Origin of the sequence: Planctellipticum variicoloris (assembly GCF_030622045.1) — a bacterium.
Classification (GTDB): Bacteria; Planctomycetota; Planctomycetia; order Planctomycetales; family Planctomycetaceae; genus Planctellipticum; species Planctellipticum variicoloris.
Window position 1 is genome coordinate 1,921,377 of the sequence record NZ_CP130886.1, and the last position, 13,908, is coordinate 1,935,284.

Consider the following 13,908-nt stretch of genomic DNA (forward strand, 5'->3'; position numbering starts at 1 on the left):
TTCCGGCGGCTATCGCCCGTCGACCAGCCGGTCCCCGAGAAAGTTATCGAGGTCCGGGTTGTCGTAGATCTTGCGGGCGGTTTGCTGAAAGTCGTAGGGGACCCGTTTGAAGTTGACCGTGTTCCCATCGAGCACCACATACGACGACCGGTTGTCGCCGTTGCGGGGCTGTCCGACCGAGCCCACATTAACCAGGGCCTTGCGCGCCCCGAGTTCGTACTTGAAATCGATTTCTTCCGGGGCGAGGAAATTCAGGTCCTCGGTAAACACCCCGGGGATGTGAGTATGTCCCTGGAAGCAATACTTTTCGACCAGCGAGAAAATCTTTTCCATCTTCCGCTGATTATAGATGTCCTCCGGAAACACGTATTCGTTCAGCGGATTCCGGGCCGAGCCGTGTACGAACAGGAAGTTCGGCTCCTTGTGCATCCGCGGCAATTCCCCCAGGAATTCCCAGCGTTTTTCGGCCCGGGGGCCGACGCCGCTTTCCAGCATTTTGCGAGTCCAGAACACCGCCCGCTCGGCGCTGGCGTTGAAGCCCTCGGGGTCAAACAACGCGGCCTGATCGTGGTTGCCGAGGAGGCACAGGTCCGTCGACATCACCAGGTCGATGCACTCGCAAGGATTCGGTCCATAGCCGATGATGTCCCCGAGACAGTAAATCTCGGAGATCCCCTGCTGGCGGATGTCGGCCAGTACGGCTTCCAGCGCCTCCAGATTGGCATGGATGTCACTGATGATTGCGCGCAAGTGATGTTCCCTCGCCAGCGGCTCTCCGCCTCCAGGCGGTTGCAGACTGCCGGAATTCCCTCGGCCGGGCCCGGTCACCGACGACCGTCGGAGATCGCGAGACCCCTCCGGCGGTCTCTGCCGACTCGCGCACACTGTAAAGGAACGCAAAAGACACGGTCAAGGATGATCCCCGCCCGGTTTTTTCTCCAAACCCTTGCGGCGCACAGAAAAACGATGCTGCCGATCCGCCCGTCACGTGACTGAAGTCCCCGGTGCGCCCTGAACAGGAATCTGCCGTCCGGCGGAAGCCGCGACCGGCTGCAATTCCACTCTGAGGACGCCGTCGTGCAGGGTGGCGTGCACGCTGTCCGGATCGACGGCCGTCAGCAGCGGGACTGACCGCTCGAACGGTCCGGAAACCCGTTCGTGAACAACCTTTTTGAGAGTTTCCGGCAACGATTCCGGAGCCCGGATTGCGGTGATCTGCAACGTATGACCTGTCAAAGAGAGCTTTACTCCGTCCGACCGGACGCCGGGAAGGTCGACCAGAATCACGATCTTGTCCGGACCTTCCAGAATGTCCACGGCCGGCACGCCATGTCGGCCGGTCGTCAGGCCGAAAACCTCCATCGCGCGTTCGCCAGTGGCGCGGGCGGTCTGCCACCAGCGTTCGACTTCGTCTTTGACTCGGTCGACAGGCGGCATGCCCCCCAATCCCGATCCGGGCGATGTCTCGGCCATGACAAACTCTCCAGAAATCAGGATTTGCAGGCGTTACTCGATGGCGACCTGAATCCGCCGGGGCTGCGATTTCGGGGCGCGGGGCAGGAAGACTTCGAGGACGCCGTTTGTCAGTTTGGCGGTAATCCGCTCGTGATCGACTTCGTCGCTCAGAATGAACGAGCGGAGGAAGTGTCCCACGCCGTATTCCTGGTGGATGACCCGAGCCCCGGGCGGCACGGGGGACTTGACCCGGCCGAACAGGGTGAGCTTATTGTCCTGAACCTGCAGTTCGAGCGTTTCGCTGGTGACTCCCGGCAGGTCGGCGAGCAACACCAGCCCCGCTTCGGTCTCAAAAATGTCGATCGGCGGCGTGAAGACCACATTCGGGTCGACGCCGGTCTCATCGGGGGGCGGGGGAGGTTCGGGGGAGCGGGTCAATTCCGTCGACATGCGGACGTCCTTCCGGGGACAGGCGGTTTCAGTTCCGGCGGAGGTCGGGAGTATTCTTACGTGGCTTCCGACGGCGGCGGGGCCGGAGCCTCTTCCGTGCTGCCGTCGAGCACCTGGATCTGACGGGCCTGAGTCGCCGCTCCTCGTGGCAGCCGGATTTTCAGGACGCCGTTCGTGAATTCCGCCGACATCCGGTCTTCAAGGATGCGGTCCGGCAAGGGGAGCGACCGTTGCCAGACGCCGCGCGGGCGTTCCTGCCGGCGATATTTGTCGTCTGCGACCCCCTCGGGGCCATTGTGACGTCCGCGGATATTCAGCACCCCCTCGGCCACGGTGACTTCGAGGGCGTCGGGTTTGGCGCCGGCGAGTTCCGCGATCAGCAGGAGCTCGTTCTCCAGCTCATAGACGTTGATGGGGGGGTATTGCCGCCCCACCCGCAGCCCTTGGAATGAGAGAGAGACGCTGGCCAGCAACTGATCGACTTCGCGTTCGAGGTCGCGAAAGGGGTCCCAGGTCTGCTGTCCCCAACGAAAAATGGCCATGGGCTATCGTCTCCGACGTTGTTCACCCGGTACGACCGGTCGCGACACACCAACTCCAGACAGGCGACGTATCGTGAAGAGCAAAGGACATACCGTCCGGATCGGTTCTCGGCAAGCGGAGTTTGCGAGCCGCAACTCGTTGCCAGATCATCGGTTTCCTGCGTGCGATGACAGCTTTCATGTCGCGTGAGCGCAGAGTCCGCGTTCTCGGGCGTCGAATCAGACCTGTCATACTGGCAGGGGCGACTTGCAGGACCGAGACGCAAACGACGGGAATCGGATTTTTCTTGTTCCTTGGCAAATTAATGATTGACATGTCGAAACCTTCCGATAATATCGTGTGTGGAGACGAACATGACTGCGACGACTGATCTCACCGGATTGACAAGCCTTGACGCCTTGGGAGAGGCGGCGGAGTGCTTGAAGACGTTGGCGCATCCACACCGGCTGCGGATGGTGCAGATGCTGTTGCGCGGCCGCTACACGGTGGGTGAATTGGCGGACGCGTGCGAGATTCCCAGCCATATGGCGTCGGAGCATCTGCGGTTGATGCAGCGCTGCGGATTTCTGGACAGCGAACGCGAAGGCCGCTGCATGTACTACCGCATTGTGGAGCCTCAACTGGCGAAGTTCCTGACGTGTATTGAAGAACGATTCGGCGTTTCAGCCCCGTAGAATTTTTTTGGATTAAACAGTCGATAAGTCGCGACATGTCGTTTGTTTTTGACTGCAAAACGGTCGCACACTCGAAATCAGGAGGAATTGAGAAATGGTACAGACGATCACACCTCAGCAGTTGCTCGAACAGATCCGCAGCGGGAAGCCGGTCGAATTGATCGACGTGCGGACGCCGGCGGAATTCCGGGAAATCCATGTCGAGTGCGCCCGCAACGAACCCCTGGAACGGCTCGATGTCGCCCGTCTGACGGCGTCATATCAAGCGGGATCGGCGAATCCGCTCTACGTGATCTGTCGATCCGGCAGCCGAGGCAAGCAGGCTTGCGACAAGCTGCAGGCGGCAGGGCATCCCTCGGTGGTCAACGTGGAAGGCGGGACTCTGGCGTGCGAAGCGGCCGGGTTGCCCGTCGTTCGCGGTAAGAAGGCGATTTCCCTCGAACGTCAGGTCCGGATTGTGGCTGGGGCGATGGTCGTGATCGGGTCGGCGCTCGGTTTTTTCGTCCATCCGTACTTCATCGGCCTGTCCGCATTTGTCGGCTGCGGCCTGATCTTCGCGGGCATCACCGATACCTGCGGGATGGCGATGATTCTTGCCCGAATGCCCTGGAATCAGTGCGGCTCCGCAACAACTTGCTCGCCGTCGCCTTCCAAGCCGGTGCTCCACAAAGCCAGTTAATCAGGTGCAGAGACTCGTTCCCCGAGGTCGGTGCGTTGGCCTATCCCTCGGCAGTTCCGACTGCTGCTGACGCCCGACCTCGCCGGGAACAATTCCCGACGTTCGAGTGCCTTTTTTCAGGTGCCGTCGCCATGTCTCACGTCATCACCACGCACACGCAAAACTTCACTCGCGACGTTCTGGAGTCCCCCGTCCCCGTCGTGGTCGACTTCTATGCCACCTGGTGCCCGCCCTGCCGGATGCTCGCACCTGTTCTCGACGGTCTCGCGGCGGAGTTCGGCGAGCGCGTCCGGTTCGTGAAGGTGAATATCGACGAGGAGCCGCAGCTTGCACAGGCGGCTCAGATTTCGTCGGTTCCGACACTGCTGATCGTGCAAGGGGGCAAGGTGGTCGATCGCGTTTCCGGGGCTCAGCCGGCGTCGGTTCTCCGCCCGCGCATCTCCCGGTTGCTGCCGGCGGGTACTCGCGTTTCCGCCTGATCGCCCCGGTCCGCCTATCGCCACTGACTTCTTTCGGCCGCAGTCCGTCGGATTGCCGTCGCTGCGCACAACGTCCGTCCGTTGTTCAGAAAGGTCCTCTCATGTTTCTGAAACAGTATTATCTCGGCTGCCTGGCGCATGCGTCCTATATGATCGCCGACGAGGAGACGAAGATCGCCGCCGTCGTCGACCCCCAGCGCGACGTCGCACAATACATTGCCGATGCCGAGCAGAACGGCTGGTCGATCCGACACGTCTTTCTGACACACTTCCATGCCGACTTCCTGGCAGGACACATTGAGCTCCGCGATCGCTGCGGGGCGGAGATTCATCTTGGCATCCGGGGCGAGGCCGAGTACCCGGTGACCGCGGCCCACGATGGCGACGTGATCGAGTTCGGCAAGGTTCGTCTGCAGATTCTGGAGACCCCCGGGCATACGCCCGAGGGGATCTCGATCCTGGTTTACGACCTCGCACTCAGCGACACCCATCCGCACGCGGTGCTGACCGGCGACACGCTGTTCATCGGCGACGTGGGTCGACCGGACCTGCTGGCTTCGATCGGCGTCACCGCCGACGAGCTGGCCGACATGCTTTACGATTCGCTGCACAACAAGCTGCTGCCGCTGCCGGACGACACGCTGGTCTATCCCGCGCACGGGGCCGGCTCCATGTGCGGCAAGAATCTGAGCCAGGAAACCGTGTCGACGATGGGCGAACAGAAGAAGTTCAACTACGCCCTGCAGCCGATGACTCGCGAAGCATTCAAGACTATCGTCACCGAGGAGCAGCCCGAAGCACCGGAATACTTCGTGTTCGACGCCATTCGCAACCGCCAGGAGCGTCCCAGTCTCGACAGCACGCTGACGCAGACTCTCAAGCCGCTGACGGTGTCAAATGTTCTGCAGATGCAGCAGGACGGCGCACAGCTCCTGGATGTCCGCGATGCGATCGACTTCGAAGGCGCTCATCTGCGGGGCAGCCTCAACATCGCTCTCCGCGGCAAGTACGCGACGTGGTGCGGGACCATCATCGGTCACGATCGCCCCATTGTCCTGATCGCCGAACCGGGGGGCGAGACCGAAGCGGCCACGCGGCTGGGACGGATCGGTTTCGACAACGTCGCCGGGTATCTGGCGGGGGGCATGCAGTCGCTGGAGTCGCGACCGGATCTGCTGGAGACCATTGACCGGATTACCGCCGCCGCCCTGCAGGAGCAGCTCGACTCCGAGTCCGCCCCCTATATCGTCGACGTCCGCACCGCGAAGGAGCGCGAGGCCGGTCAGATCGCCGGCAGCCACCATCTGCCGCTGAACCATCTGCGGGAACGCCTCGACGAGATCCCCGCCAATCGGACCGTCGTAATTCATTGCGAGGGGGGCTACCGCTCGGCCATCGCCGCCAGCCTGCTCGCGCAGGCTGGTCGAAGAAACATTCTGGACCTTGTCGGCGGATACAAGGCCTGGACGACGGTCGGGCAGCCTGCGGCCGTCACCTGCTGTTCTCAGGGATAGGCTGCGGCGATCGTCGCGAGTCGTGGAATTGTTCGAACTTGAGAAGGGAAACCGACCGTGGAGCTGCACGCATTGTTGCCCGGCGTGCTTGTCGGCTTCTCTCTCGGGTTGACCGGGGGAGGGGGGGCGATCTTCGCCGTCCCTCTCCTGGTTTATTGGCTGCACGTGGCGCCGCGTGACGCCGTCGGAGTGTCGCTGGCCGCCGTCGCCGCGACGTCGCTGATCGGCTTCTTCGCCCGCTGGCGGAAGGGACTGGTCGAGATCCCCACCGGCCTGATCTTCGCCGCGGCCGGGATGCTGGGCGCCCCGCTGGGCGGCTGGCTTTCCAGCTATATTCCCGACCCGGTCCTGCTGCTGTCGTTCTCGGGATTGATGGCGGTGGTGGCGTGGCGGATGTGGAACAAGTCTCCGCAGCCGACGCTGAATCTGGTCATGCCGTGCGACGACGACCACGGCCCGACCTGTCGCCGGGACCCGGAAGGCAAACTCCGCTGGACTTCCCGCTGCGCTTCGCTGCTGATGGTGGTGGGGCTGGCGACCGGCGTGCTCTCCGGCATGTTCGGCGTGGGAGGCGGGTTCGTGATTGTCCCGGCTCTCATCGCCTTCAGCGGAATGGGGATGCAGCGCGCCGTCGGCACGTCCTTGATGGTCATCACGCTGATCGGGGTCTCGGGCGTTTCGTTCCACCTGCTCGGGGGACGGGAAATCCCCCTGCAGCTCACCGGAGTGTTTGTTGCAGGCGGCATCCTGGGTCTGCTGGCCGGTCAGCGGCTCGCTCTGCGACTCAGCGGGACGACACTGCAACGGACCTTCGCCATCGCCATTATCTTTGTGGCCATGTTCGTCATTACAAAAACTCTCTGGACCTGATTCCTCTTACGGAGCAATGTTCAATGAAGACCCTGATCGCCAGCCTCCTCGGAAGCCTGTTGACGCTTGCTGCGGCCTCTGCCGTGGCGCCGAAGCCGGAAATGATCCATCCGCGAATCGCCGACTACGGCGGCATCGTCCAGATCCCCGGCGCCGTCGAGCCGCCGCGGGCCGGCGCGAAAGTCGTCTTCGACATTACCTCGGAATCCCCCGTCGACAAGCCGCACAAGGGGCTCGAAGCGGTGGCCCGGTATCTCAACCTGACCGCCGGGGCCGGCGTTCCCGTCGAAGGTCTGAAGCTGACGGCGGTCCTGCACGGCGGTGCGGCGAAGACGGTCCTAAATGACGCGGCGTTTCAGGCCGCGACCAAGGTCGAGCAGAACCCGAGCCTCGAACTCATCCGTCGATTGCAGGCCAATGGCGTCGAGGTCCTCGTGTGCGGCCAGGCGCTGGCGCGTCAGGGATACCCCATCGACGGCGTGGTCAAGAACGTCCCGATCGCCGTCTCCGCACTGACCGCCAACATTAACCGCCAGCAGGACGGCCACCTGCCGGTCGCGATTCACTGAAGAACGTTGAGCGTTGAGAGTCGAGCGTTGAGAAAGGCGACGATGCCAGCAGCGTCTTCTCAACGCTCAACGAGGCCGCTGACATCTCCATTGCGTGAAACGCCGCAATCCAGTGAGGTTCATTATGACTGCTATGACTCATCCCCGTATCGTGATCGTTGGCGGCGGGACTGGCGGCATTTCCGTCGCAGCCCGCTTGCGTCGAAAGTTGAAGCAAGCTGACATCACTGTGATCGAGCCCTCCGACAAGCACTACTACCAGCCGATCTGGACGCTGGTCGGCGCGGGCGTGTTTCCGAAGGAAGTCAGCGAACGTCCCGAGGCCTCGGTGATTCCGAAGGGTGTCCAATGGCTTCGCGACGCCGTCGCGTCGTTCGATCCGGACCGCAACGAGCTGACGACGGTCGGCGGACGACACGTCGGCTACGACTTTCTTGTCGTCGCCGCCGGCATTCAGCTCAACTGGGACAAGATCCCGGGGCTCCGCGAAACGCTCGGCCGAAACGGAGTCGGCAGCAATTACAGTTTCGGCACTGTGGACGAAACCTGGAAAGCGATTCGCGAGTTCCGTGGCGGAACGGCTCTGTTCACCATGCCCAACACGCCCGTCAAGTGCGGCGGCGCGCCGCAGAAAATCATGTATCTGGCGGAAGACTATTTTCGCAGGACCGGCGTGCGTGATCAGGCGAAGATCATTTTCGCTTCGGGAGCCGGAAATCTGTTCGCGGTGCCGAAGTACCGGGCCACGCTGGAGAAAGTGGTCGCCCGCAAGAATATCGAGACCCGTTTCAAGACGAATCTGGTCGAGGTTCGTGGCGACGCTCATGAAGCGGTTCTTGAGAACGCAGCGACCGGCGAACGGGAATCCGTTCATTTCGACTTGCTCCACGCGACGCCCCCCATGAGCGCACCGGATTTTATCCGCCAGAGCCCGCTGGCCAATCCGGACGGCTGGGTCGAGGCCGACCGGTCCTCTTTGCGGCATCCTCGCTTCGCAAACATCTTCGCTCTCGGCGACGCCGCCGGACTGCCGACCTCCAAGACCGGGGCCGCGATCCGGGCGCAGGCGCCGGTCCTGGTCGAGAATCTCGCCTGCGCGGTGCAGGGGAAATCGCTGAGCGCAACGTACAAAGGCTACACTTCCTGCCCGCTGGTGACGGGCTACGGCAGCCTGGTTCTCGCCGAGTTCGACTACGAGCTCAATCCGCAGGAGACGTTTCCGTTCGACCAGTCCAAAGAGCGGCATTCGATGTACCTGCTGAAGAAGTACCTCCTGCCGGCGATGTACTGGAACGGGATGCTGAAGGGGTACTTGTAGGGTCTGGAAATGTCGAATGACGAAGGCGGAATGTCGAAAGGAAGACCACGGAGTTTCCGTGGCTGGCCAAACGGACCTCCGACGTCGGACAACTCCTGCGATTCACCGCCTCTCGTGAGGTTGTTCCTTCCCAGGTTTCCTACTAACTTACGTCGCTGTGCGCGGCGGCCGACGGTCGCCAGCGCGACGTGAGGGAGAGACCGGGGAACCGAGGGCGGATGGACTTGCAGCGGCTGGCGGCGGACGAACTGACGATCATGCTGCTGGCCCTCGGGTTGCTGATCGGGGTCGCCCGCATCCTCGGCGAACTCGCCCGGCGGTTTCATCAGCCGGCCATTCTCGGCGAGCTCCTGGCCGGCGTACTGCTGGGGCCGACGGTCTTTGGCACGCTGCTGCCGGACTGGCAAGGCTGGCTGTTTCCTTGGACGGGACCGAACGCCGTCGTCCTGGATGCGATCGGCTCGCTGGCCATCGTGCTGTTCCTGCTGGTTGCCGGCATGGAGGTGGACCTGTCGATTGTCTGGCGGCAGGGCCGCGCGGCGCTCAAGGTCGGCCTGCTGGGGACCATCATCCCCTTCGCCTTCGGCCTCGCTGGCGCCTGGCTGGCGCCAGTCGCCCTCGGCCGGCAGGCCGACGCCGACCCGACGATTTTCGCCCTGTTCCTGGCGACGGCGATGGCCATTTCGGCGCTCCCCGTCATCGCGAAAACGCTCATGGACCTGGATCTCTACCGCACCGACCTCGGCATGGTCGTCGTCAGTGCGGCGATCTTCAACGACCTCATCGGCTGGACAGTCTTCTCGCTGATTCTGGGGATGATGGGGACCCGCGGGGCCGGGCTGAGCATTGGCGCCACGCTGGTCTGTACGCTCTGCTACGCCGGTGGAATGCTGACCGTCGGCCGCTGGCTGATGCACCGGGTTCTGCCGTTTCTGCAGGCGTATACGCACTTTCCGGGAGGAGTGCTCGGCTTCGCCGCCACCATGGCGCTGTTCGGGGCCGCCCTGACCGAGTTCATCGGCATTCACGCGATTTTCGGGTCATTCCTGGTCGGCGTGGCGCTCGGCTCGTCGCCTCACCTGCAGGAACGAACCCGAATGATGATCGACGAGTTCGTGTCGTTCATTTTTGCGCCGGTGTTCTTCGCCAGCATCGGTCTGCGTGTCAACTTTGTGACGCACTTCGACACTTCGCTGGTGCTGCTGGTTCTGGGACTGGCGTGTGCGGGCAAGCTGCTGGGGGCCGTGCTCGGCGCTCGCTGGGGGGGCATGGCGCTCCGTGATCAGTGGGCGGTCGGCATCGCCATGAATGCCCGCGGCGCGATGGAGATCATTCTGGGAACGCTGGCGCTGGAGGCCGGCATCATCCGCCAGCGACTCTTCGTGGCGCTCGTCGTCATGGCCATCGTCACCAGCGCCGCCAGCGGACCGCTGATCCGCCGGATCCTGCGCCGGCAAGTTCACCGGCCCCTGGCGTTCCTGTCTCCCAAGCTGTTTCTGCGGAACCTGGCGGCGGAGTCCCGACGGGAGGCCATCCGGGAACTGGCTGCGGCGGCGGCCGCGCAGAGCGGGCTCGACGCCGATCAGATCGAAGCCGGCGCCTGGGCGCGCGAGCAGATTGCGGCGACCGGGATCGGGCACGGCGTCGCACTGCCGCACCTCCGCAGCCCGGACGTCCGGGAACCGGTGGTGGTGGTGGGGCTGTCGGAGGCCGGCGTCGATTTCGACGCCCCCGACGGTCAGCTCGTCCACGTCATGTTTCTGCTGGTCACTCCGGCGGGCGATCCCACCGTGCAGCTCGAACTGTCCGCCGGCATCTCCCACCTCTTCCGCGACCCCCACAGCCTGGAACGTGTGCTGCGCGCGGAAACCTACACGGAGTTCGTGGCGGCATTGAAAGTCGGAGACTCCAAGTAGCTGTTGCTGAGACGTCCCGCTGCGCCGCAATCAACTGCAAGGGAGATCGGGGACCGAGTGATTTGCCTGGCGCGGCGGATGTCGCCGCTACGGGAGCGTTTTGCCGGCTCGGACTTCGAATCTTCCGAAGCAGCGTCTACCATACCCACGTGCGTCGCGACAGAGACGTCGCGGCGCAGGGGTCTCAACCGGAGGACGTTCGGATGCCGCCCGTTCTGCTGTTCCTGCTGGCGGCCATCCTGCCCGGGATCTGGGGCTGGGGAACGTACTGGCTGATGAAGCGTTTCTGGCCGCTCGACGAATCAGCAGCATCGCATTCATCGCTTCCGTCGGGACGGCCGGTCGACTACCAGATCTGAAGGATCCTGCCGTGTCTCCGGAACTGCAGGAGTTTGCACGACTGGCTCCGCTGGGACTGCTCGTCGGCGCGTATGGCACGCTGGTCGGCGCCGGCGGCGGTTCGGTGCTGGTGCCGATTCTGCTGATCGCTCTGCCGCACGAGTCCCCGGCGACGATCACCGCCATCGCCCTGGCGGTGGTCTTCTTCAACGCGTACTCCGGGACCATCGCCTATATGCGGCTGGGCCGGATCGACTACCGGGCCGGCACGCTCTTTACGCTGGCCGGGCTTCCCGGAGCCGTCCTGGGGACGCTTCTGGTGCACAATATTCCGCGAAGCCTGTTTGACCCGCTGTTCGGCCTGCTGCTCGTGGGGATCGGCGGTTTTCTGATGGTCAGTCCCGTGGGTTCCGCGAGCCGCGTACCGGACGGTGAAACCGCGGCCGTGAAGGACGGGCGGATGCTCGTCGGTTCGCTGGGGAGCGCCTATATCGCGGTCTTCTCCAGCCTGCTCGGCATCGGCGGCGGGATCATCCACGTCCCGTTCCTGATCCGCGGATTGCGGATGCCGCCCCACATCGCCACGGCGACCTCGCACTTCGTGCTGACATTCATGGCGCTGACCGCGACGGCGACGCACATCGTGCTGGGAGAGTTTGAGCGCGGGGTGGCTCAGACCCTGTCGCTGTCGATCGGCGTCATGATGGGCGCCCCGCTGGGAGCGGCTCTCTCCGCCCGCCTGCAGGGCTCGCTGATCGTCCGGCTGCTGGCCCTGGCGCTCTGCCTCGTGGGCGTGCGTCTGCTGGCGCGGACGCTGGGGTGAGTTGCGGAAAAGACGAATGACGAAGGCGGAATGTCGGAAGACGGACAAACTCACTTCGCCCGATTTTGCGGCAACGGTGATCGAATTCTCAGATTTTCAAGTCGTCCTCTGCCAATTTCAAAGCGGCGAGTCGAACTCGGTCGCTAGTTGGAATCCGGTGTTTTGGAAATCTGCTCCATCTGCACTTTGCGCGACTCCGTCTCCATGTCTGCCCAACCAAAGCACCCGAATGAAAAGTGCGGCTCGTTCGTCTTTGCGTGAACGCGATATATGATTGCTATGTGGCGGAGAGTGTTGCAGATGTCGTGCATCACGGCAATTACATCCGTTGGAGGTCTGCCAGGCACACCGACGTCAACAGAATGATCGTATGACTCACGCATTCGAGACACACATTCGGCCGTATGTTTCTTGTCGATCGTCAGTAGCCGGCGTTGAGCACGAAGATACTTGGGGTCAGTTCTCGCTTTTGTCGGATCGTCGGTGTGCGCATAGCAATTGCGAATCTCTCTCGCGTAGTCCAAGGCTTTGAACATTGTGAGAGTAATCAGGCCAAACGCATACGATGCATTAATCTTTGCTGAGAACGAACCCAACGGCTTAAAACTGTCGAACAGAAGCTTGTCTGCGTCTCCGAATCGACATAGGCTGCGAAGCATTTCCGCCAGATGAGTGTCCATGCGAGATGTTAGAATGAGAGCCGCATACTCTTCTGCAAGCGTAATTGCGGCAATCGTCGGTCTGCAGGCGTCGATAGCGATTTCTTCCATTTCATCGCTGCCTCGCGCATAGTCTTCAATTGAGAAGTGATAGAGCTTCCGTGCCAATTCTTCAAAGTGTGGCAACGAGGACTCATTCATGGTGATATCCGTCGGATAGAGTGCGCATATGCTATATAACGAAAACGAACCGCCGCGCGCATCAGGCCGCACATTCCGAGGCGGATGTTGAAGATTTCAAGTAAACGGTCTCAATAGTCCACGAGGCAAGGCTCAGGGCGGGTGTCGAGCGAGGTTCCGACTCTATCGTCCGCCTTGTTTCGGATGAGCGCCAGGCGGGCTGGTTCCGGAGACAGGCGGCTTGTAGTCGCCGATGATCGTTTTCACCGGACAGACCGCAAAAATGGGACATTTCTTGCAACCGACGGCGAGAGCGACGGGACAGACGGTCATGATGCGATTCCCTTCAGAAGAGAGGAGCGGAACGGAGAAACCGTTTCGCTCCTCTCAGCATAGCGAGAATCGAGAATGCATGGCGGAGATCCTTGGCCGGTCTCTCCGAATGCCGCGGAAACGGATGGCGATGCGGTCGGGGGAGTCCGGCCGGCCATTGATGACGTGGAATCCGCAGCAGAGCGAGGCAAAGAGTCCCGTTTTGCGGCGGAGTCGGAGCGAAGTCGGAGCTCCTACCAATCGTCGTCCTCGTCATCATCGTCATCGGATTCGCCGATGGACTCCGACACGCGCGCCAGGTGCTCTCGCTCGGACTCCGTCATGTGGGAGCGGTTCCAGACCAGGAAATCCGCCTGCTCAAGATCCGACAGATCGTAGATATCCTCCATACCGATGCCGACGACCTGATCTTTCCAGACCGCCATGGAAAGACCATGCTCGACGTCCCAGTCGACTTGCCAACTGAGCAAAAGTATCGAGAGTCCCTCGCAGTGATGTTTTGTAAAACTCACACTGTCGAGTGCCGCGAGTGCCGCCAGTTCGTCGACGCTCGCGGCTTCGGGGCAGTCGTTGTCGTCAAACCACTCCTCATCGGAGGTGCGAGCGACGCGGTAGTATCGCAACAGGGCCTCAGCGACGTTGCCGCAGATCCGGACCTGGTGCTCCTGAAAATTCTGATAGGCAGCGACCTGTTCTTCCGACGGCGTCCCGTTGCGAATCTTCTCAAACGCTACCTCGAAGACACCCAGTGCTCTCAGGCCATCGAAGATCTGGTTTTCGCGGCAATGTTTGACCAGCTTGCCTGGAACCTCTTTCCAGCTCTCAACAAGTTTGCGTTCGTTGTCGTCGAGGTGATTCAGCGCGTCCGCCGACAATCCCGCGACAAATTGTTTCAGGGGAGGAATCTCGCGAAAGCACAACAGCGATTCTTCCCATTCATCGGGAACGAGGCGACCGACAACGGGATGAGTGATGGCCTTGAGCTTCATCAGCACCTCACTGAGTTGGTTGGAGAGATCGAAAAGCACGGTCACAAATTGCGAAAGTTCGATTTCGGAGACTCGAGTGTGGCTGGGCGATGCTGTCTGAAAGGAGCCGCGTCGTCGC

The 13,908-nt window shown here is 62.1% G+C and carries 17 protein-coding genes; 10 read left to right on the forward strand and 7 right to left on the reverse strand.

Going from position 1 to position 13,908, the window contains the following annotated elements; all coding sequences use genetic code 11:
- Nucleotides 1–9 precede the first annotated feature (9 nt).
- From SH412_RS07590 to SH412_RS07605, 4 genes are all read right to left on the reverse strand, one after another.
- On the reverse strand, nucleotides 10–750 hold the full coding sequence (locus tag SH412_RS07590) for a metallophosphoesterase family protein (RefSeq protein WP_336522905.1): 741 nt from the start codon (nucleotides 748–750) through the stop codon (nucleotides 10–12).
- 234 nt (nucleotides 751–984) lie between these two features.
- Nucleotides 985–1,473, reverse strand: a complete 489-nt coding sequence (locus SH412_RS07595) for an Hsp20/alpha crystallin family protein (RefSeq protein ID WP_336522906.1) — start codon at nucleotides 1,471–1,473, stop codon at nucleotides 985–987.
- Between the two features lie 33 nt (nucleotides 1,474–1,506).
- Nucleotides 1,507–1,905, reverse strand: a complete 399-nt coding sequence (locus SH412_RS07600; protein WP_336522907.1) for an Hsp20/alpha crystallin family protein — start codon at nucleotides 1,903–1,905, stop codon at nucleotides 1,507–1,509.
- A gap of 56 nt (nucleotides 1,906–1,961) precedes the next feature.
- Nucleotides 1,962–2,447: an Hsp20/alpha crystallin family protein gene (locus SH412_RS07605; RefSeq protein WP_336522908.1), complete on the reverse strand. Its 486-nt coding sequence runs from the start codon at nucleotides 2,445–2,447 to the stop codon at nucleotides 1,962–1,964.
- A gap of 354 nt (nucleotides 2,448–2,801) precedes the next feature.
- Here SH412_RS07605 and SH412_RS07610 point away from each other — a divergent pair, with 354 nt between their 5' ends.
- From SH412_RS07610 to SH412_RS07655, 10 genes are all read left to right on the forward strand, one after another.
- Complete coding sequence (locus SH412_RS07610; RefSeq protein WP_336522909.1) at nucleotides 2,802–3,122, forward strand: ArsR/SmtB family transcription factor; 321 nt, start codon at nucleotides 2,802–2,804, stop codon at nucleotides 3,120–3,122.
- A gap of 94 nt (nucleotides 3,123–3,216) precedes the next feature.
- Nucleotides 3,217–3,801, forward strand: coding sequence for a rhodanese-like domain-containing protein (locus tag SH412_RS07615; RefSeq protein ID WP_336522910.1), 585 nt, complete (start codon nucleotides 3,217–3,219; stop codon nucleotides 3,799–3,801).
- A 131-nt stretch (nucleotides 3,802–3,932) separates the two neighbouring features.
- A complete protein-coding gene (trxA, locus tag SH412_RS07620; RefSeq protein ID WP_336522911.1) occupies nucleotides 3,933–4,280 on the forward strand; it encodes a thioredoxin in 348 nt (115 codons plus the stop codon).
- A gap of 101 nt (nucleotides 4,281–4,381) precedes the next feature.
- Nucleotides 4,382–5,794: an MBL fold metallo-hydrolase gene (locus tag SH412_RS07625; protein ID WP_336522912.1), complete on the forward strand. Its 1,413-nt coding sequence runs from the start codon at nucleotides 4,382–4,384 to the stop codon at nucleotides 5,792–5,794.
- Nucleotides 5,795–5,851: 57 nt separating this feature from the next.
- Nucleotides 5,852–6,664, forward strand: a complete 813-nt coding sequence (locus SH412_RS07630) for a sulfite exporter TauE/SafE family protein (RefSeq protein ID WP_336522913.1) — start codon at nucleotides 5,852–5,854, stop codon at nucleotides 6,662–6,664.
- Nucleotides 6,665–6,687: 23 nt separating this feature from the next.
- Entirely contained in the window at nucleotides 6,688–7,233 is a 546-nt protein-coding gene (locus SH412_RS07635) for a DsrE family protein (RefSeq protein ID WP_336522914.1), read from the forward strand.
- Nucleotides 7,234–7,357: 124 nt separating this feature from the next.
- Complete coding sequence (locus SH412_RS07640) at nucleotides 7,358–8,551, forward strand: NAD(P)/FAD-dependent oxidoreductase (RefSeq protein WP_336522915.1); 1,194 nt, start codon at nucleotides 7,358–7,360, stop codon at nucleotides 8,549–8,551.
- 218 nt (nucleotides 8,552–8,769) lie between these two features.
- The gene (locus tag SH412_RS07645; RefSeq protein WP_336522916.1) at nucleotides 8,770–10,467 is read left to right on the forward strand and encodes a cation:proton antiporter domain-containing protein; all 1,698 of its coding nucleotides are present in this window, start codon (nucleotides 8,770–8,772) and stop codon (nucleotides 10,465–10,467) included.
- A 203-nt stretch (nucleotides 10,468–10,670) separates the two neighbouring features.
- A complete protein-coding gene (locus tag SH412_RS07650) occupies nucleotides 10,671–10,826 on the forward strand; it encodes a hypothetical protein (RefSeq protein WP_336522917.1) in 156 nt (51 codons plus the stop codon).
- Nucleotides 10,827–10,837: 11 nt separating this feature from the next.
- Nucleotides 10,838–11,629, forward strand: a complete 792-nt coding sequence (locus SH412_RS07655) for a sulfite exporter TauE/SafE family protein (RefSeq protein WP_336522918.1) — start codon at nucleotides 10,838–10,840, stop codon at nucleotides 11,627–11,629.
- Nucleotides 11,630–11,772: 143 nt separating this feature from the next.
- Here the strand turns inward: SH412_RS07655 and SH412_RS07660 are convergent, their stop codons facing one another.
- The 3 genes from SH412_RS07660 to SH412_RS07670 form a co-directional block, all read right to left on the reverse strand.
- Nucleotides 11,773–12,489, reverse strand: a complete 717-nt coding sequence (locus SH412_RS07660; protein ID WP_336522919.1) for a hypothetical protein — start codon at nucleotides 12,487–12,489, stop codon at nucleotides 11,773–11,775.
- Between the two features lie 162 nt (nucleotides 12,490–12,651).
- Nucleotides 12,652–12,801 carry a hypothetical protein gene (locus SH412_RS07665; protein WP_336522920.1) on the reverse strand — a complete coding sequence of 50 codons (150 nt, stop codon included), beginning with the start codon at nucleotides 12,799–12,801 and terminating at the stop codon, nucleotides 12,652–12,654.
- A gap of 233 nt (nucleotides 12,802–13,034) precedes the next feature.
- Nucleotides 13,035–13,790 (reverse strand): DUF6985 domain-containing protein, encoded by a 756-nt coding sequence (locus SH412_RS07670; protein WP_336522921.1) that lies wholly within the window; start codon nucleotides 13,788–13,790, stop codon nucleotides 13,035–13,037.
- Between the last annotated feature and the right edge of the window lie 118 nt (nucleotides 13,791–13,908).

Excerpts from the sequence above, each read along its gene's own strand:
- SH412_RS07670 (WP_336522921.1), bottom strand. The coding sequence starts at position 13,790 with ATGAAGCTCAAGGCCATCACTCATCCCGTTGTCGGTCGCCTCGTTCCC.
- SH412_RS07665 (WP_336522920.1), bottom strand. The coding sequence starts at position 12,801 with ATGACCGTCTGTCCCGTCGCTCTCGCCGTCGGTTGCAAGAAATGTCCC.
- SH412_RS07650 (WP_336522917.1), top strand. The coding sequence starts at position 10,671 with ATGCCGCCCGTTCTGCTGTTCCTGCTGGCGGCCATCCTGCCCGGGATC.
- SH412_RS07660 (WP_336522919.1), bottom strand. The coding sequence starts at position 12,489 with ATGAATGAGTCCTCGTTGCCACACTTTGAAGAATTGGCACGGAAGCTC.
- SH412_RS07610 (WP_336522909.1), top strand. The coding sequence starts at position 2,802 with ATGACTGCGACGACTGATCTCACCGGATTGACAAGCCTTGACGCCTTG.
- SH412_RS07645 (WP_336522916.1), top strand. The coding sequence starts at position 8,770 with ATGGACTTGCAGCGGCTGGCGGCGGACGAACTGACGATCATGCTGCTG.
- trxA (WP_336522911.1), top strand. The coding sequence starts at position 3,933 with ATGTCTCACGTCATCACCACGCACACGCAAAACTTCACTCGCGACGTT.
- SH412_RS07615 (WP_336522910.1), top strand. The coding sequence starts at position 3,217 with ATGGTACAGACGATCACACCTCAGCAGTTGCTCGAACAGATCCGCAGC.
- SH412_RS07595 (WP_336522906.1), bottom strand. The coding sequence starts at position 1,473 with ATGGCCGAGACATCGCCCGGATCGGGATTGGGGGGCATGCCGCCTGTC.
- SH412_RS07640 (WP_336522915.1), top strand. The coding sequence starts at position 7,358 with ATGACTGCTATGACTCATCCCCGTATCGTGATCGTTGGCGGCGGGACT.
- SH412_RS07625 (WP_336522912.1), top strand. The coding sequence starts at position 4,382 with ATGTTTCTGAAACAGTATTATCTCGGCTGCCTGGCGCATGCGTCCTAT.
- SH412_RS07605 (WP_336522908.1), bottom strand. The coding sequence starts at position 2,447 with ATGGCCATTTTTCGTTGGGGACAGCAGACCTGGGACCCCTTTCGCGAC.
- SH412_RS07600 (WP_336522907.1), bottom strand. The coding sequence starts at position 1,905 with ATGTCGACGGAATTGACCCGCTCCCCCGAACCTCCCCCGCCCCCCGAT.
- SH412_RS07635 (WP_336522914.1), top strand. The coding sequence starts at position 6,688 with ATGAAGACCCTGATCGCCAGCCTCCTCGGAAGCCTGTTGACGCTTGCT.